Origin of the sequence: Actinomyces sp. oral taxon 175 str. F0384 (assembly GCF_000223355.1) — a bacterium.
Lineage (GTDB): Bacteria > Actinomycetota > Actinomycetes > Actinomycetales > Actinomycetaceae > Actinomyces > Actinomyces oris.
The window spans coordinates 1,429,646-1,445,954 of record NZ_AFUR01000001.1 but is presented as its reverse complement, the minus strand read 5'-3'; the positions used below and the strand labels follow the sequence as shown (position 1 = coordinate 1,445,954).

Below are 16,309 nucleotides of genomic sequence, written 5' to 3'. Positions count from 1 at the left end.
TCAGCAGCGGGCGAGCGGTAGACGGGCTGGGCCCAGAAGGACGGTGTAAAGACGTGGCGAGTACAGCGGGTGGGGCTTTCGGCTTCGCCTCCGGTCTCATCATTCAGGAGTTCGGCTACGACGACGACGTCGACGAGACCTTGCGGCAGGCCGTTGAGGCGGAGACCGGAACCACTCTGGTGGATGAGGACTATGAGGACGTGGCCGACTCGGCCATCGTGTGGTGGCGTGACGACGACGGCGACGTCGACGACCTCACCGATCTCCTCGTGGACGCTCAGGCCAACCTCGACGGTGCAGGACTCATCTGGGTGCTGACGCCCAAGGCGCGCACCACCGGCGCCGTTCCGGCCGCTGAGGTGGAGGAGGCCGCCCAGACGGCAGGCATGCATGCGACCTCCGCAGCCTCCATGGGGCAGCACTGGAGTGGCATCAGGGTCTCCAGCCGAGGGCGCTGAGACGACCCCGATGGCCGCGTGACATTCTCCGCTCTCCGTGGCGGAGATGATTGGTGGCACGTCCGGCGGAGACGGTAAAGTCTCCGGCTAAGGCGGCTCGCGCCGTCAGTTTTGTGTGCAGGCACTGGGAACTCGGGCAACGTGCTCCCGGGAGCCACTGCACCTGGACCTGTAGCTCAGTTGGTAGAGCAACGCGTTTACACCGCGTCGGTCGTCGGTTCGAGTCCGGCCGGGTCCACCATGAGCGTGACCTGGTGCTGACAGGCCCGCGCAGTACTTCAGGCCTCACCCTGCGAGCCGAGGCGCCGAGCCAGGCCGGCGACTGCGTCGACGAGTTCCGTGAGTCCCGGGTCCTCGACGGGGAAGTGGCCGCACTCGCGCAGAATCACCAGATCGGCCGGACCCGCGGCCCGCGACAGAACTCGGGCGCTGAGCTCGATCGGCGTCCACGCGTCCCGACCTGGGTGCAGCAGCGTCACCGGCGTGCGGTTGCGCTCGGGTGGGGTGTGTGCGAACCGCAGGTAGGAGGCGAGAAACCCTAAGGGGACCCTGGCGGCGCCCCCACGCGGATCGATAGAGCACAGACGAGACAGTGCGCGATCGCGGCTCATCCTCCGCAGGTTCGCCACCGCGCTCATCGAGACCATGGTGTGCGCCAGTCCTCCTCGGGCGAGTATCGACAATGGCCCGCCCAGGACGCCCAGTGCTCCTGCACGCGTCATATGCGCTCTGGCGCGCCAGTTGCCCGGGTCGAGCAGACACGTGGCTGCCACCGCCGCAACATGCGGCGAATGGGCCGCCACCTCATAGGCGAGAAGGCCACCGATGCTAGCGCCCAGAAGCACCAGGGGGCGGTGGTCGCGCTCGGCCTCAACGAGGTCGATGAGGAGATCGACCCAGGTGTCGTAACGCACGGCTGCGGGAACCGGAGACCTCGTGCGCCCGTACAGAGGCAGGTCGACGGCACTGATGTCGATACCGCGTGAGGCCACCAGTGCGGCGATGGGCCACAGCGCCCCGCTGTGCCCGCCCGCCCCGTGGACGAGCAGCACCCTGGCTGGCGCCTTCGGTTCGGGTGCACGTGCAATGTGCACCCGATGGCCGTGCCACTGCCACCACGTCGACTTAGGCGCCAGCGAGGCCGCGTGCTGGTGGTGGGGTGGCAGGAAGGGCGCGTACGGATTGGCCTGCATACGTCGATGCTAGTCGTGCGAGCCTCTGCGCCTGTGCTTGGGTCTACGACGGAGGCCCATTACGAGCTGCCTAACTGTCCCTTATCCGTGCGATAGTTCTGTCATGCTGCCGGAGGAGAGGCAATGAGTGACGAGCAGACGGCCATCCCGGAGGAGCTGTCCGAGGCGCTGTCGGAGAACGAGGCGGCGGGGAGAATATTCGGGGCTCTGCCTCCGTCGCACCGCAACGAGTACATGCGATGGATCGGTGAGGCGAAGCGCGCCGAGACCCGTCGTCGTCGGGCCGCCAAAGCGGCAGAGATGATGGTGGACAGGCACGGATAGTCCCAGCCCGGACCTGGCTGCCCGCGCCGAGCCGCCGTTGACGCGATCGCTCAGGCGCGCTTGGCGAACCGGTGGTGCTGGTCGGAGTGGGTGCCGAAGTGCTGGGGGCGGTGCTGCCCGCGGGTGATGACCTGGTCGTCGACCCAGCGCTCCCAGTGCGTGGCGCGCTTCCGATCACCCGCACTCAGTGGTGCGGCCACGCCGCCGTCGAGCAGGTCGTCGAGGATCAGGAACGAGGGCTCGGGGGTCTCGACGTCCCAGTCGATGAGCCCCCATGGCCCATCGGGGCTGAGGAGAACCAATGAGCGGTTGAGGTCGTGCAGGTCGTTGAAGTGCTCGTCCTTGCCGCTCGTGGAGTTCCAGTACCAGCGTGCCAGCCGGAATGACTCCGACACCTGCGTCCAGCTCCGATAACGCTCTCGCAGCCCCTGATCCAGGATCGCGAGCGTGTCCCAGGTCTCGTCCTCGGTCAGCCACCCCAGCGCGAATCCACAGCGCGTCAGCATGCCGGCACGCACCAGGTCCCAGGCGGAGAAGTCCACGTTGCGGATGTCGCGATCATTGTTGAGCATGCGCTCGAGGCGCCACAGTGTCTCTGCTGCGTCTGAGGATGACTTGGCAGTCTCTCGTAGTTCGTGGCGTTCGGCCTCCGCCAGGGAGGTGTCGACCCAGCGGGCGCGCTCGGCATCGAAACTGGTGCGGTGCCCGGAGGTGATGAGCCAGTAGACCTGGGAGAGAAGGTCGGCGCGCGAGCACACTCCCCAGTCGAGGGAGAGCATGGTGCGCGTGCCGTCAAGATCGGAGCAGGCGAGCCGGTCCCACGGGTCCCGGCGGCACAGGGAGTACGGCGCGCAGATCGCCAGGAGTCGCTCATGCGGGCCGGCGGTGAACTCCTCGGGCTCGGAGTGTCTGACGGGTCGATGATGCTCGGTGAGCTCATTCCATGTGGACTCCTCACCTCGGTGCGGGGCCGAGGCTGCCTTATCGCGGCGCAAGCGTATTCTTTGATGGATTGATTTGGAGATCTCGATGGTGGCGATCACTCCAAAAAACACCAGCGCGGCGGAGAGGAGCAGGGTCTGCATGGACATGACGAGAATTGTGCAACATGTGAACAGGTGAGTGCCACATTGATGTGCACGCCTCGACTCAAGATTATTGAGTTGAATGCCTGTTTATTTACAGACTGTTGATGAAAGCTTCGAGGCGCTTCATTCCTTCGTGCAGCTCGTCGCGGGAGGCCGCGTAGGACAGTCGAACGTGGGTGCGGGCCGTGGTCGTGGAGAAGTCCTGTCCCGGAGTAAGGGCCACATGCGCCTCCTCCAGGGCGCGGTGACAGAAGGTCTGGGCGTCAAGACCCGTGGAGGAGACGTCGAAGTAGACGTAGAAGGCGCCGTCGGGCAGGACCGGGACCGGAAGGCCGATGCGTTGCAGCCCGTCGAGCACGATGCTCCTGCGGGCGAGGAGCTCTTGTCTGCGTTGCTCGCACACGGAGATGGATTCGGGGGAGAAGGCCGCCAGCGCGGCCTGCTGAACAGGCGTCGAGGCGCACAGAAAGTAGTTGACCGCCAGGTTCTCGGCGGGGGCCACGAGCTCCTCGGGAAGAATCGCCCAGCCCAGGCGCCATCCCGTCATCCCGAAGTACTTGGAGAAGGAGTTGATGACGATCGCATCAGGATCGGTCTCCAGGACGGTGCGCGCAGGCCTACCGTCCTCGCCTGGATCAGCCAGGCCCAGGTAGATCTCGTCGACGATCCGCCAGGCGCTGCGTTCGCGCGCCAGCTCGCAGATCGATGCCAGCTCCTCGAAGGGGATGGATGTGCCTGTGGGGTTGGACGGGGTCGCCAGCATCACCGCGCTCGTCTGAGGAGTCCATGCCGCCTCGGCTGCTGCCCGGTCCATCTGGTATCGGCTGGCAGAACTGGTGGGTGCCAGAACGATCCGGCCGCCGTAGGTCTCCACCAGCTGCCGGTTGCAGGGGTAGGACGGGTCGGCGATGACGACGTCGTCGCCGGCCTGCGTGGTGGCGGCGGCCACCAGCAAAAGCGCCGACGACGCACCGGTGGTGACGACGATCCGGGCGGGATCGACCTCGACTCCGTGCCTGTCCCGGTAGAAACCCGCAATGGCCTCACGCAGTGCGAGCAGGCCCAGGGCGGGGGAGTAGGGAAGTGGCCGGCCGTCCATGATGCGGCACATCTCCTCGCGGACCGCGGGAGGGGCGCCGAAGTCGGGCTCACCCAGGCTGAGCTTGGCGATCGAGTGGCCCTCCGCCTGGAGGATTCCGGCGCGTTCGCCGATGCTCATCGCATAGAAGGGCTGAGCGGCTGTGGCCCGGGCGGCGATCTTCATGACGACTCCTTGACGCGGGGGTGGGACAGGGACAGTGTCCCCCTTCCCGTAGCGGGAGGGCAAAGGTGTGTTGATGGGACGCCGATGTGTCGAGAATCGGAGGTGAGGGTTTGTAGGCTCTTCGTATTTGAGGGTGTTTTAGGCGGGGCTTATCGGCTGGTTTAGGTGGTTGCTGCCAGGTGGTCTTTGAGGCGTCCGGTGTGGATGAGGCTGCGGATGGTGTAGTGCGTGAGGTTGCGGAATCCCAGGGCGATGCCGCGTAGTTGCTCCAGGCGTCCGTTGATCGCTTCGGTGGGGCCGTTGGAGGTACGGGGGCGGTCGAAGTAGGCCAGGATGTCGGAGGCTCTTTCGGTCAGGGTTCTGGCCAGTGTCTGGATCTCCTCCAGCCCGTCGGGGACGGCCTGCCTCAAGGAGTCGATGAGCCGTTGCATCAGGTACTTTCCCAGGCCCGCCTCCTCGGTGCGGTAGGCCTGGATGAGGCGCTGGTAGACGCCCCAGGCGGCCTGGACCGCAGCGTGGCGCTCATCGGCGAAGAGGTTCTCCAGGCGCTCGGCCTGGGCATCGGTGAGCAGGCCGGCCCCGGTCAGCAGAGTGCGCCGGGCCCGGTAGAGCCGGTCACCCGCTCGGCCCCGCCGGCCCGTGATCGCCCGCTGGATCCGCCGGCGGCACTGGTCAAGCTTGCGGGCCGCCAGGGCCACGACGTGAAAGGGATCCATGACCGCCCGAGCCTGTGGGAGCTCCTCGCCGGCGGCGCTCTTGAACCCGGTGAAACCGTCCATGGCTACCACCTCGACCCGCCCACGCCATTCCTGGTCGCGCTGGGAGAGCCAGGTCTTGAGGACCTTCTTGGAACGACCCGGGACCACGTCCAGCAGACGCGCCGGACCACTGCGGTCGCGCACGGGAGTCAGGTCGATCATGACGGTGACATAGCGGTCGCCCCGCCTGGTGTGGCGCCACACATGCTCATCAACTCCGAGAGCCTCCACCCCCTTGAAGCGGTCTGGCGCCTCGTTGAGGATCTGCTCGGCTCGGGTCAGGATTGCGTTGTTGGCGGTGTGCCAGGAGATCCCCAGAGCGGCTGCCACCCGGGAGACCGACATGCACTCCAGGGCAAGGGACCGCAGCCCCCACTCCACCGCCGAGCGCGTCAGCCGCGCCCTGGGCTCAGCCAGGCCGCTCGTGTCCTGTCTCCACACTCGACGGCAGTGGGTGCAGGCGAAGCGCCGCACGCGCACCACCAGCTGCGTGGGCCTCCACCCCACCGGCACGTGGGCCAGGCGTCGGGCCACCGTCCCACGGGATACTCCCTGAGCGCCGCAGGCTCTGCAGAAGGGGTCCTCGAACCCGATCGGCATGCGGCACTCCACAATGGCTCTCGTCGAGGTCAGGAGCTGACCCACCGCGGTCAGTCCCAGGGCATCCAGGCCCAGGAAGGTCGTCAGATCAGGGCAGGCGAAGGTAGTCTCAGGCACGTCGAGGTCTCTCGTGACGGTTGTGTAGCAGCTCCCATCATCGGGAGACCTCGACCTCTACCCAAGCAACGACGCACCCACCCCACCTATGCACTTCAATAGGCTCCAGCTACCACACCCTCAAACGCGAAGAGCCGGTTTGTATAGCGATGCTGTGGTGCCTCCGGCGGGACTCGAACCCGCACGCCCGTAGGCAGCGACTTTTAAGGTCGCGGTGTCTACCGATTCCACCACGGAGGCGAGACGCGCCCCAAAATATGAATAAAAGGGGCGACAGTACAACTCCGCACCATTGACCCTAACAACCTGATGGTGCTGCTGGACTTCCGAAGGAAGCTGGCCGCCGGTGAGGGCGGCCAGGTGTGTACCGGCCCCAATGTAGCGCATCTGCCGGCTACTGACGGGTCGGATGGCGCGGTGAGCGATGCGGACGAGCCCATGCCGTCTCACGGGGCAGATTCGGCAGGGCCAGAAGGTGAGTCCCTGCAACGACGATGCACCGCACCGGCCACCAACGTGGGGGAGCGGCCGAACGGTGAGAGTGATGCGCCCGACACAGCGTCACGGTCACCGCGTGTGGTCGACCGCATCAAGCAGACGAAGTTCTGACCGCTCACACCCGAGCAGCGCCAGCAGGTGATTGACTTGTACCGTGCCGGCGTCCCCGTCAAGGAGATCGTCCGGCAGACGGGCGTCAACCGCTCGACGGTCTACCGGCTGCGCGGGCAGACAGGGCTGGAGCGCAGCCACCGCTTCACCGACGACGACCGCGCCCAAGCGATCCACCTCCGCCAACAAGGCCTGACCATCGCTGAGATCGCCAAACGGCTGGGCTTCAGTGGCATGACCATCGGGCGTCACCTGGCGGCTGCTCACGAGGAGTGATGCAACTGCGGTGAGAACGGTGCCTCCGTCGTCGAAGAGCGCCCAGAGCAATCTGGGGCCTGGGGCCGCCGATAGCCTTTGCCATCGACTGGATCAAAGTCGCTATGCGGCGACTTGACACCCCGCGCTGGCGGGGCCCCTCAAGCCCTCTAGAAACGGCAATAGCGGCCGTTATGGCCCGTTGCCGGATTACTAGCCTGACGTGAGTTGTATGCTTCGGCCTCGCCATTTTGCCAAAAATACATACAACTATTGACATTACCGACGAACAGCATATAATCATAATCAGACACAGTTGATCACCGTGTCACCCGAAATCTCCGGCAGGTAGTTTCTAGGCTGCACCGCGGGAGATTTTTATTTTAGACTGATTTAGTGCGGCTTTCTGTCGAAGACAGACATGAAGTCTTTGCGCTTTGTTCGTATGTCTTCCTTGACTTGAATGCAGAAATGGCTGCCGTCTTTCGTTACACCATAGAACCGATAGAGCAGCATCCGCTGATCTTCGGTGCTAGCGATCGTATCTGGATTGATCTGAGAATTGCGAAGCAGGTCAAGCGCCGCCTTATAGAAGCGAAGTCGCTTGGTGCGATCCTTCTGATTCTTATCCATCAAATGTGTCCAAAACACGGCGAGAAATACTTTCTCGCCGCTGAAGAACTTCGACTTGACGTACGGCTGTCGCTTGGTTGAGTGTGCGATGACGTTGTATTCCTGGCGAGCACGCTTTAGTACTTCATTGTATGACGATCCTGAGAGTTGTGGGTATTTTGTATTATATGCATTCATTACTCCAATCAGTATACAATGATTGCAATACTATGAGAAGGCTCGAAACGGTGTTACAGTGCAGGTTTGGTGCCGACACAGGACTGCTAATGGCATGCTTGCATCCAAGCGCGACAGGTTCTTGTATAGCGCATCAAGCCTATCAATCTAACTTGTGTGACAATTCTTCTCCAAAGTATCGCGCTCGAGAAGATTTGAGAAGCATTGCAGGAGTCCAGTGAGGAGCGTTTCTAGCGGGCGGGGTCGGGGTTTTAAAAATTTGGCTTCTCCGCTCATCGCATTGCGCAGCAAATTCTTCTGTGAGGGAGCGTCTTGCCTCTAGATTGCCGGTACAGTCGTAGTCGTAGGTATCGATCTCGGCTAATACAAACACCATAAACATGCGAAGGCGTTCATCGAATTTGCGTTCTGCATAGAATGGAGATTTTCCCCATTCAGAGACTTCTGGGTCGATAGTCAGTCGGGGGTTGACACTAACTCCTTCAGCGGATTCTGAATCAGGGAAAGTTAGTCGAGCTAAGTCGCAATATCCGGACTCAAGCATCCTTTCTCCCCATTCCCATCTAGGTTCTACTCCGCTTGGAATATGGGCGATCGGATCTGCTGTAACGATTCGAGCCGCCCAAATAGTTAATCGGCGGTGGCGATCTATACGAGTTAGCCTATTGATCCAACCTAGATAGTTAGCATCAACGTCAGAGGCGAATGGCTGCATGGTTCGCAGCAATTCCAGTTGGTGCTGCGGGAGTACTGACAACTTTTGGGAGGTGCGTTTCCAGGAATTTTGGCTATCGCAAATTGGGTGCTGGAGGCGATCTTCGTGTGGAGGGGGTAGCCTACCCGAAGAATAGGCTGCAGCTGCCCAAATAATGTAATCGAGAGCTGACCTAAGATTATACAGCCACTCTCCAAACAGCGCAGGAAGTTCCTGGGGAAATTCTTCATATTGCTCCACTGTGAGGATATATTCCGTGGCGTTGGTGCGCGTTAAGTGCGCAGCAAAGGGGTGTGGCTCCAAAAACTCATTTCAACACTCGATCATCTCTCTGGAATGAACTTTCGCTCTTTCAACTCGGTGGCGTGCTGGCTTAAATAAATTCACTCCATTCTTTCCGTAGGTGCGTACGGTCGCGTCCTGAGCTTCTCCGCAAAGGGTTATCGCCGTCGCTAGCCAGCCCGGCGTCATCGCATCCGTCTGGTTTCGTACCGCGACTTCTTCATCGTACGTCGGCAGCTTACCTGTAGATATTATCGTCATCTACAGTTTAATTTTTATCTACGAATATAATTCAACTCGACAATTCCATTATTTGTTATCGTGTTGATTAATTTCAATTTATGTTCCGCATCATTTTGGCTAAATAATTTTATACCATTCCCTAAAATTGTCGGAATAATGGATATAAGATACTCATCAATCACATCTGAAGAAATGGCTTGTTGAACTAAGTCTGCTCCTCCACATATCCAAATGTCTTTTCCTTCAACCCCTTTTAATTTCTTGATCAATTCCTCCATATTATCACTTGTAAAAATGATCTTATCGGAATCTTGTTGTTCTCGGTGAGTGAAAACATAAGTCAATAAATTGCTATAAACCCAATTATCAGGGGATAACTCAGTTATTATCTGATTGTAAGTATTCCAACCCATCAGAACTATGTCTATATTTTTTATGAACTCAGAATAGGTGCTTTCGTTTTCTAAACAATCTTCATGACCTTGCAGAAAAGCGACACCCCCATTTTTATCGGCAATATAGCCATCTACACTCATAGCTATAAACAATTTTACTTTTCTCATACCTTAACCTCAACTTCTAATTTTTCTCTCTAAATATTTTAGGATATTATACCATTTTCAGAGCGTCTGTTTTCTTTATTCTTTCCGCTGGGCTTGCACTATCTTTAATAGCTTATCTTGAAAGGTATCTTTGCTCGTTTTATCAAAGTATATCTCGGTTACAAAGGTCTTTCCGTTCATCTTTTTTGTTAGAACACCATCAGGCTTGCCTCTACCCTGCGCCTTTGCTGTGCTCGCAGATCGCAGTCTGGTAACGGGGTTGCGTATCCCTGCCATCGCTGGCAAACCCTCGAAGGGATCGAGCTCTTCTCCTACACCTCCAACCCGCTCACCAGCCCACCGGCGTCGGTGTCGAGGGCGTGGGCGATGCGGAGGATGTTGTGGAGGCTGAGGTTGCGTTGGCCGCGTTCGACCTGGCCGATGTAGGACCAGTGCAGGGTGGTGCGCTCGGCCAGCTTCTCCTGGGACAGGCCCAGCTGCTCGCGGCGGGCGCGCACACGCCGGCCAAACTCACCAGTGGCTGGTGAGAGCGGCGGCTTGCGGTCGGTGGGCACGGCTCCATCTCAACCGGCCGAAGACTCCCAATCCAGAGACTATGTATCTCATGACGATGTATCCTGTGGCTGTCCGTAGCGGTCGAGCAGGTGAGGAGGTGGTCATCATGGGTGGCGGCGAGTGACCAGAACTAGCTGTACTTCCTTGGGAGGTTGTGAACGGGGCTGAGGTTGTGTGAAGGCCTCCGGCATGATGTGGGTTGACACACTCGCATCGCTGACCGGAGGCCTTCATGACCCACGCTAACGCACCGCTGACCCCGGAGGGGCATCGTCGTCTTGCTCGTCTGGTGGTGGAAGACGGCTGGCCCGTGCGCCGGGTGGCCGAACGCTTCCAGGTCTCGCCGGCCACCGCCAGCCGGTGGGTGGGCCGGTACCGGGCCGGCCAGCCCATGGAGGACCGCTCCTGCCGTCCCCACCACAGCCCCGGACGGCTGGCAAGGCGCACTGAGCGGCGCATCATCGCCTTGAGGCTCAACCGCCGGTGGGGACCCCACCGCATCGCCTACCACCTGGGCCAGGATGTGCTCCACTGTGGCGCGCGTCCTGGCCCGGTACAGCATGCCCCGCCTGAGGGAGGTGGATCAGGCCACCGGGCTGGTGGTGCGCCGCCCGGTGCCGGTGCGCTATGAGAAGACCAGTCCCGGGGAGCTGGTCCATCTCGATATCAAGAAGCTCGGCCTCATCCCCGACGGCGGGGGCTGGCGCGCTCACGGACGGGGCTCAGCGCCCGCCCTGGCCGCGGACCGCGCCAAGACCCGCACCCGCCGTCGGGGCGGCCCGGTGGGAGGCTATCGGTACATCCACCACGCGATAGACGACTACTCGCGTGTGGTCTACTCCGAGATCCTCGATGATGAGCGCAAGGACACCGCTGCCGGGTTCTTTCAGCGCGCCCACGCGTTCTTTGAGGACCTGGGCGTCACCGTCCAGGCCGTCATGACCGATAACGGGGCCTGCTACCGCTCACAGGCCTTTAACCAGGTCCTGTCCGCAGCCGGCGTCAAGCACCGCTACACCCGCCCCTACCGGCCCCAGACCAACGGCAAGGTCGAGCGCTTCAACCGCACGCTGGCCCGCGAGTGGGCCTACGCCCACACCTACACCAGCCAGACCCAGCGCGAGGCCGCCTACCAGACCTGGCTCCACCACTACAACCACCACCGACCCCACACCGCCCTGAACGGCCAAACCCCCGCCAACCGCGTTCACAACCTCACGGGGAAGTACACCTAGAGCTCCTCAAAGAGGAACAGACCCAGCTCACGAGCGAGCTGGGCCAGATCGAGCGCCAGCTGACCGCCTACCAGGCCGACATAACCGAGGTGCGGCAGCGCCTCACCCAAGCCCTTGACCTCCTCGAAGACTGCCACCGCCTCTACACGGCAGTACCCGCCCACCTGAAGAAGCTGCTCAACCAGGTGTTCTTCGAGCGGGTTCTAGTCAATCCACTCGTTGATGAAGACGGCCGAGTCATCCTGCCGGAAGATGGAACGAATGATGGCAGAGGCAAGAACGCGACTGATGCAGCAGCTGGCGACTGCCCGATAGGGGAGAGTGACGATGGGTCATTGCAGCGGGCCGCAGCACCGCGCCTGCTGGCCGACGCAAGTAGCGATGCCAGCCTGGCAGCCGACCTCCGGCTGCCCTTCGCCTGCCTGACCAGCCGCCTGATGCACAACGTCGCACGACAGCACCGTGCGACCTTGTTGCAAGACAACCCGCGAGAAAACCGGGACATCCAACTGGACTGCCCCATCACCAACACCGTCTCTAACGACGAAGCGCTCACCAGTGGTGGTGAGCGCTTCGCATCTTCATCAACCAACCCAGACCGTGTTACTCATGACCTAGGTTTGGGTAAGGCTATCGTGGTACCCCCACTGGGATTCGAACCCAGGACCTTGTGCTTATCAGGCACGATACGAGGTATAAGCTCGCTGCTCTAACCGCTGAGCTATGGGGGCGCGGCCACGACATCGACGGCGTCGAGGAGGCCGACGCTGCCGGCACCGGAGGGGGCCAGCAGCGCGGAAGTAGGTTACCCCAGACGGCGGCCGTGTCGGTCGTTTTCCCCACTGTGTTCCGTCAGGTACGCCCGCACGCAGGTGCCACGCTCCGTCGCCCCTGACATCTCAGGAACTGCCCCGCATGCCGCTAGCCTGGTCGCATGAGTCACACTCCTGCACCCGCATCCCCTGAGGTCGGACCCGGGCCAGCACGCATCACGTCGGAAGGCCACCTGACCGTCGGTGACGTCGTCGCCCTCGTGGAGGCCGCCGCACCTCCCGGCCTGGCCGCCTCCTGGGACTCCAACGGGCTCATCTGCGGCGACCCCGCCGAGCCGGTGCGCAGCATCCTGCTGGCCGTCGACCCGGTGACAGCCGTCGTCGACGAGGCCATTGATGCCGGAGTCGACATGGTCATCACCCACCACCCCCTCTACCTGCGCGGAACCGACCACGTCGCGGCCACCGACCCCAAGGGCCGCACCGTCCACCGCCTCATCCGCGCCGGCATCGCACTCCTCAACGCCCACACCAGCCTCGACGCCGCCCACGGGGGAGTGGCCGACGCCCTGGCCGAGCGCGTCGGTCTTGTCTCCACCGTCCCGCTCGAGCCCGATCCCGTCTCCTCGGAACTGGGCATCGGACGGATCGGCACGCTGCCGCAGCCCGTCACCCTGCGCCAGCTCGCTAACGACGTCGCCGCTGCCCTGCCCGACTCCGCCCCCGGCCTCCTCGTGGGAGGGGATCTGGACGCCGTCGTCGAGCGCATCGCCGTCTCAGGTGGAGCGGGCGACTCTCTCCTGCAACGGGCCCGGCAGGCCGGAGCCGACGTGTTCCTCACCGCCGACCTGCGCCACCACCCAGCCTCCGAGCACCTGGAGGACGGCCGCCCCTATCTCCTGTGCGGAACCCACTGGGCCACTGAGTGGGTCGGCCTGGAGCCCCTGGCCCGCAGGCTCACAGAAGACGCCCACGCCCGCGGAGCCTCGCTGGCCGTCCAGGTCTCCCGCATTGTCACGGACCCCTGGGCGCTGCGCCTGCCGACCGGACCAGACCGGGCATGAGAGGATTCGCAGCAACAACTTGTACGCACATGAAGGAGCACACGCCGTGACAAGCGCCCCCATCGCCCAGCAGCGCCTTCTCATCGACCTGCAGGACCTCGACTCCCGCCTGGCACGGCTGCGTCACGAGCGCAAGCACCTTCCGGTCCTTACCCGCATCGAGTCGGTCATCGAACGCCTCAAGGTCAACAAGCGCGCAGCTATCCAGGCGGAGGCCGCCCTCGCCGAGGCCAAGAAGCAGGCCACCCGCAGCGAGAACGAGGTCGCTCAGGTGGTGCGCCGCGCCGAGGTGCTGCGCGAGCGCCTCCACTCCGGCACCAGCGCGGCCCGCGACCTCTCCGCCATCCAGGGGGAGATCGACCAGCTCGGCCAGCGCCAGTCTGCCTTGGAGGAGGCGCAGATCGTGGCCATGGAGGCGCTCGACTCCGCCCGCCAGGAGGCGGAGCGCCTCAGCCAGGAGGAGTCAGAGATCCGTACGGCCGGGCGGGAGCTCACCGCCAAGCGCGACGCCGAGTTCGCCCGACTCGATGAGGAGATCGAGTCCCTGGAGAACCGGCGGGCAGACCTGGCCGGAACCATCGAGGCGCCGCTCCTGGCGGACTACGAGGCCGTGCGCACCTCCACGGGCGGGCTCGGCGCAGTCGCTCTGAGAGGACGCACCGTTGAGGGCGGCGCCGTCGAGATCAGCCCGCAGGAGCTGGCCCGCATCGTGGCCGCCCCGGCCGAGGAAGTCATCCACGCCGAGGAGAACGACGTCATCGTCGTACGCATGGACATCTGACGGCGCGGCCCGTCTGAAGCCGGCCGCGACCGGCTTCAGCGGGTCACCAGGGTGAGAGCCCGACGCCCCTGCCGGTCCAGCTCACCGACCTCGACGTCGTCGATGCCCTCCAGATGCCCGGCGATGGTTGCGATGTCGTCCACGTGGACGTGCTCGGGCACGGATTCGCCGGCAATGGCCCTCAGGAGCTCTCCGGTGAGCAGCCCGCGAGCGTGCTTGGCCATGTGGGAGACCACCTTGCGCGAACCGTCGTCGGCGGTGCGCACCACGCGCACGCTGACGACCTCAATGCCGTCGCGCGCGGACGGCTTCCACGCGGCCGCATAGTCCGCCGACCGGCAGTCCACCACCAGTCCCTGTGCAGCCATCTCAGTGAGCGACGGCGCCAAGTGCTGCTTCCAGAACGCCGGCAGGCGCCCCGGTCCGGGGAGGGACGTGCCCATCGACAGGCGGTGGTCGGGCACCAGGTCAGTGGGGGACAGGATGCCCCACAGTCCCGAGACAACGACGCAGTGGCGCTCCAGAGCAGCCCGACCGGCCGCCTCCTCGGCGATCGAGTCGAGCCGGGCGGCCTCGTACAGGACCCCGGTGAACAGCTGATGGGCGGGGACACAGGGCGAGGTCTCCAGCGTCAGGTTCGTTGTCACTTGCTCTGCGCTGCGCGGCCCCAGTCCCAGGATGGAGGCTCCCTCATCGCTCCGGCTCACCTCAGCCAGCGCGGACATCACCTCGCGGCGCGCAGCAGTGAGCCTGTCCGCGTCCAGGAGCGAGTCAAGTTCCAGTGACGGTCCACTGGCAGGAGCGGTCTTTCCCTCTGAGGGAGGCAGCAGGATCAGCACCCGCACATGATAGGGGCTCCCAGCAGGTCAGGGGCCGACGGGAGCGAGGCTCCGTGCTGATGCCCCACGGCGCTACACTGACCCGTGCGGACGAGCCGACCGGGCGGCCGCGGTACCGGCCACCACCTTCATAACGGTGGCGGGCTGAGGAACGTCCGGGCTCCACAGAGCAGGGCGGTGGCTAACGGCCACCCGGGGTGACCCGCGGGACAGTGCCACAGAGAGCAGACCGCCCATCGGAAACCGGTGGGTAAGGGTGAAAGGGTGGGGTAAGAGCCCACCAGCGCGACGGGTGACCGTCGCGGCTCGGTAAACCCCGCCCGGAGCAAGACCGCACAGCTGGCGTTTGAAGGCTGCTCGCCCGAGTCAGCGGGTAGGTCGCATGAGGCCGCTGGCAACAGTGGTCCAAGATGAATGGTCGCCACCGCCCAGGCCGGCAACGGCGGGCGGCAACAGAACCCGGCGTACAGGTCGGCTCGTCCGCCCCATAGAACCTGTTGAAACGGCTGTGGCCCGCCAGGATGATCCTGGCGGGCCACAGCCGACACGTGGTCAGAGGCGGGTAGCGCGTTTACTTCGCCGCCACGTAGACCTCATTCTTGTTATCCACCTGAGAGAAAGCGCTCACTGTGAATGCGCCCTTTTTCTCATTAGCTGTGGACGAGTCAATGAGGAAGACGAAATCACCCTTCGCCTTGCCGCCGTCGCGGGGCATGCTCTGCCGGGAAAAGAGAGACTTTCCGCCGACAGACGACGTCGGTTGTGCCGTGTTTCCGTCGTTGGTGTACCCCACCTGCAGCCTGTAGTCGGCGAACTGTCCTTCACCGTGATAGGTGATCTCGACGGGGACGCGGATATACACCTGTCCGGCAGGGGGATCGTCGTAGCCATACGGGCCTGAAGCGGCCTTGAGGGTCTCATTGGCGTTCCACTCGACATCGCCGAAGGTGACATCAATCGAGGCGTTCGGGTCGTCGTCGTACTTACCGGCATTCAGCGTGATCGGCCCGGCCTTCGGGTCGAGGGGGTTCTTCTCGTTGGAGCCCGGGTCATTGCTGCCCGGCTTGCTGGTCTTCTTCTGATCCGAGCTGTCAGTGTCGTCAGAGTCGCTGGTCTTCTTCTTGGAGTCTGAGTCAGCCTTCTTCTGGCTCTTCGGTTCCGAGGTTGACGTGCTGTCCGCCTTGTTGTCCGACTCGCTGGAATCGCCCTTGAACATGAAGATGCTACCGATGACCAGGGCGACCACGACGACTGCAGCAATACCGGTCCAGAACCACCACTGCTGGGTCAGCGGCTTGGAACCGTTGCCAGGACCGGCCGGAGCGGCGGCGTTGGGCTGCCACCCGCCAGCGGGAGGCTGCATGCCTCCGGCAGCCCCCTGGGGCTGGTAGGGCGTGGGCGACTGCGCGTAGTCCATATTGGCCGCGTAAGGGCTGCCCCCAGTTGCGGGAGCGCCGGCGTAGTCCCCGGAGGGGGCGGAGGCCGACATACCTGTCGGGTCGGCAACCGGTGACGCAGTACTCAACGACGCCGTCGGGGCGGTCGACACCGCCTGGGTCGGAGCCCACGCCGGGTCGGCCTCGGAAGCGGCGCCTGCGGCCGAAGCAGCGGAGGCGGCGGAGTCGTCGACCCAGATCTGCCAGCCCTCTGGAGCCGGTCCCCAGGCCGGGTCGGGCTGCCAGCCTGCAGGCGGTTCGAAGCCCTCGGGTGGCGCGGGCCAGTTCGGCGGTGGATTGAAGCGCAAAGCCATGAGAACCTCCGGGAGGAAATAAACAGGGAGAAA

Annotated in this window: 16 protein-coding genes, 3 tRNA genes, 1 other RNA gene and 2 pseudogenes; 10 read left to right on the top strand and 12 right to left on the bottom strand. The window is 63.2% G+C overall.

All coding sequences use genetic code 11. The features are described from left to right. The first annotated feature begins 53 nt into the window (after window positions 1-53). Window positions 54-458 (top strand): DUF3052 domain-containing protein, encoded by a 405-nt coding sequence (locus tag HMPREF9058_RS06030; RefSeq protein WP_009406144.1) that lies wholly within the window; start codon window positions 54-56, stop codon window positions 456-458. A gap of 165 nt (window positions 459-623) precedes the next feature. Next, window positions 624-699 (top strand) — tRNA-Val (locus HMPREF9058_RS06025). Window positions 700-736: 37 nt separating this feature from the next. On the opposite strand, the gene HMPREF9058_RS06020 is transcribed toward HMPREF9058_RS06025, so the two are convergent. Beyond that, window positions 737-1,651, bottom strand: a complete 915-nt coding sequence (locus tag HMPREF9058_RS06020; RefSeq protein ID WP_009747524.1) for an alpha/beta hydrolase — start codon at window positions 1,649-1,651, stop codon at window positions 737-739. 123 nt (window positions 1,652-1,774) lie between these two features. On the opposite strand from HMPREF9058_RS06020, the gene HMPREF9058_RS06015 reads away from it, so the two are divergent. Continuing rightward, on the top strand, window positions 1,775-1,975 hold the full coding sequence (locus HMPREF9058_RS06015) for a YdeI/OmpD-associated family protein (RefSeq protein WP_009406171.1): 201 nt from the start codon (window positions 1,775-1,777) through the stop codon (window positions 1,973-1,975). 50 nt (window positions 1,976-2,025) lie between these two features. On the opposite strand, the gene HMPREF9058_RS06010 is transcribed toward HMPREF9058_RS06015, so the two are convergent. The 4 genes from HMPREF9058_RS06010 to HMPREF9058_RS05995 form a co-directional block, all read right to left on the bottom strand. Further along, the gene (locus HMPREF9058_RS06010) at window positions 2,026-3,066 is read right to left on the bottom strand and encodes a DUF1266 domain-containing protein (protein WP_009747448.1); all 1,041 of its coding nucleotides are present in this window, start codon (window positions 3,064-3,066) and stop codon (window positions 2,026-2,028) included. Between the two features lie 88 nt (window positions 3,067-3,154). Then, the gene (locus HMPREF9058_RS06005; protein ID WP_009405745.1) at window positions 3,155-4,327 is read right to left on the bottom strand and encodes an aminotransferase class I/II-fold pyridoxal phosphate-dependent enzyme; all 1,173 of its coding nucleotides are present in this window, start codon (window positions 4,325-4,327) and stop codon (window positions 3,155-3,157) included. A gap of 161 nt (window positions 4,328-4,488) precedes the next feature. After that, a complete protein-coding gene (locus tag HMPREF9058_RS06000; protein WP_009405997.1) occupies window positions 4,489-5,802 on the bottom strand; it encodes an ISL3 family transposase in 1,314 nt (437 codons plus the stop codon). Window positions 5,803-5,957: 155 nt separating this feature from the next. Next, a tRNA-Leu gene (locus tag HMPREF9058_RS05995) sits at window positions 5,958-6,042 on the bottom strand. Window positions 6,043-6,429: 387 nt separating this feature from the next. On the opposite strand from HMPREF9058_RS05995, the pseudogene HMPREF9058_RS13960 reads away from it, so the two are divergent. The 3 genes and pseudogenes from HMPREF9058_RS13960 to HMPREF9058_RS13600 all read left to right on the top strand — a co-directional run. Beyond that, window positions 6,430-6,513 (top strand): annotated as a pseudogene (locus HMPREF9058_RS13960) (helix-turn-helix domain-containing protein); the annotation flags it as partial. Window positions 6,514-6,519: 6 nt separating this feature from the next. Further along, the gene (locus HMPREF9058_RS05990; protein ID WP_302621221.1) at window positions 6,520-6,687 is read left to right on the top strand and encodes a helix-turn-helix domain-containing protein; all 168 of its coding nucleotides are present in this window, start codon (window positions 6,520-6,522) and stop codon (window positions 6,685-6,687) included. Between the two features lie 375 nt (window positions 6,688-7,062). Further along, window positions 7,063-7,380, top strand: a complete 318-nt coding sequence (locus HMPREF9058_RS13600) for a hypothetical protein (RefSeq protein ID WP_175284675.1) — start codon at window positions 7,063-7,065, stop codon at window positions 7,378-7,380. Window positions 7,381-8,748: 1,368 nt separating this feature from the next. Here the strand turns inward: HMPREF9058_RS13600 and HMPREF9058_RS13040 are convergent. From HMPREF9058_RS13040 to HMPREF9058_RS05985, 3 genes are all read right to left on the bottom strand, one after another. Continuing rightward, on the bottom strand, window positions 8,749-9,279 hold the full coding sequence (locus HMPREF9058_RS13040) for a dihydrofolate reductase family protein (protein ID WP_009747219.1): 531 nt from the start codon (window positions 9,277-9,279) through the stop codon (window positions 8,749-8,751). Between the two features lie 75 nt (window positions 9,280-9,354). Then, entirely contained in the window at window positions 9,355-9,459 is a 105-nt protein-coding gene (locus HMPREF9058_RS14000; protein ID WP_217491280.1) for a transposon-encoded TnpW family protein, read from the bottom strand. Window positions 9,460-9,590: 131 nt separating this feature from the next. Then, the gene (locus HMPREF9058_RS05985) at window positions 9,591-9,833 is read right to left on the bottom strand and encodes a helix-turn-helix domain-containing protein (protein WP_009233135.1); all 243 of its coding nucleotides are present in this window, start codon (window positions 9,831-9,833) and stop codon (window positions 9,591-9,593) included. A gap of 233 nt (window positions 9,834-10,066) precedes the next feature. On the opposite strand from HMPREF9058_RS05985, the pseudogene HMPREF9058_RS05980 reads away from it, so the two are divergent. Continuing rightward, window positions 10,067-11,069: pseudogene (locus tag HMPREF9058_RS05980) on the top strand (IS481 family transposase). On the opposite strand, the gene HMPREF9058_RS13595 reads toward HMPREF9058_RS05980, so the two are convergent. Beyond that, window positions 11,066-11,206 carry a hypothetical protein gene (locus tag HMPREF9058_RS13595; protein ID WP_175284674.1) on the bottom strand — a complete coding sequence of 47 codons (141 nt, stop codon included), beginning with the start codon at window positions 11,204-11,206 and terminating at the stop codon, window positions 11,066-11,068. The pseudogene HMPREF9058_RS05980 and the gene HMPREF9058_RS13595 overlap by 4 nt on opposite strands. Before the next feature lie 499 nt (window positions 11,207-11,705). Further along, window positions 11,706-11,800, bottom strand: a tRNA-Ile gene (locus HMPREF9058_RS05975). Window positions 11,801-12,003: 203 nt separating this feature from the next. Here HMPREF9058_RS05975 and HMPREF9058_RS05970 point away from each other — a divergent pair. Both HMPREF9058_RS05970 and HMPREF9058_RS05965 read left to right on the top strand, forming a co-directional pair. Continuing rightward, on the top strand, window positions 12,004-12,906 hold the full coding sequence (locus HMPREF9058_RS05970) for a Nif3-like dinuclear metal center hexameric protein (protein ID WP_009405760.1): 903 nt from the start codon (window positions 12,004-12,006) through the stop codon (window positions 12,904-12,906). 46 nt (window positions 12,907-12,952) lie between these two features. Beyond that, a complete protein-coding gene (locus HMPREF9058_RS05965; protein ID WP_009406071.1) occupies window positions 12,953-13,687 on the top strand; it encodes a zinc ribbon domain-containing protein in 735 nt (244 codons plus the stop codon). A 35-nt stretch (window positions 13,688-13,722) separates the two neighbouring features. Here the strand turns inward: HMPREF9058_RS05965 and HMPREF9058_RS05960 are convergent, their stop codons facing one another. After that, window positions 13,723-14,532, bottom strand: a complete 810-nt coding sequence (locus HMPREF9058_RS05960) for a YaaA family protein (RefSeq protein WP_009405819.1) — start codon at window positions 14,530-14,532, stop codon at window positions 13,723-13,725. Between the two features lie 85 nt (window positions 14,533-14,617). Here HMPREF9058_RS05960 and rnpB point away from each other — a divergent pair. After that, window positions 14,618-15,009: RNase P RNA component class A (gene rnpB, locus HMPREF9058_RS12775), an RNA gene on the top strand. An 88-nt stretch (window positions 15,010-15,097) separates the two neighbouring features. Here rnpB and HMPREF9058_RS05955 read toward each other — a convergent pair. Next, window positions 15,098-15,943 (bottom strand): hypothetical protein, encoded by an 846-nt coding sequence (locus HMPREF9058_RS05955; protein WP_254654070.1) that lies wholly within the window; start codon window positions 15,941-15,943, stop codon window positions 15,098-15,100. Window positions 15,944-16,309 lie beyond the last annotated feature (366 nt).

Bases quoted from the DNA above. Each gene is read 5' to 3' on its own strand.
- HMPREF9058_RS06020 (WP_009747524.1), bottom strand. From the start codon at position 1,651: ATGCAGGCCAATCCGTACGCGCCCTTCCTGCCACCCCACCACCAGCAC.
- HMPREF9058_RS06015 (WP_009406171.1), top strand. From the start codon at position 1,775: ATGAGTGACGAGCAGACGGCCATCCCGGAGGAGCTGTCCGAGGCGCTG.
- HMPREF9058_RS06005 (WP_009405745.1), bottom strand. From the start codon at position 4,327: ATGAAGATCGCCGCCCGGGCCACAGCCGCTCAGCCCTTCTATGCGATG.
- HMPREF9058_RS05955 (WP_254654070.1), bottom strand. From the start codon at position 15,943: ATGGACTACGCGCAGTCGCCCACGCCCTACCAGCCCCAGGGGGCTGCC.
- HMPREF9058_RS14000 (WP_217491280.1), bottom strand. From the start codon at position 9,459: ATGAACGGAAAGACCTTTGTAACCGAGATATACTTTGATAAAACGAGC.
- HMPREF9058_RS05970 (WP_009405760.1), top strand. From the start codon at position 12,004: ATGAGTCACACTCCTGCACCCGCATCCCCTGAGGTCGGACCCGGGCCA.
- HMPREF9058_RS06010 (WP_009747448.1), bottom strand. From the start codon at position 3,066: ATGTCCATGCAGACCCTGCTCCTCTCCGCCGCGCTGGTGTTTTTTGGA.
- HMPREF9058_RS13040 (WP_009747219.1), bottom strand. From the start codon at position 9,279: ATGAGAAAAGTAAAATTGTTTATAGCTATGAGTGTAGATGGCTATATT.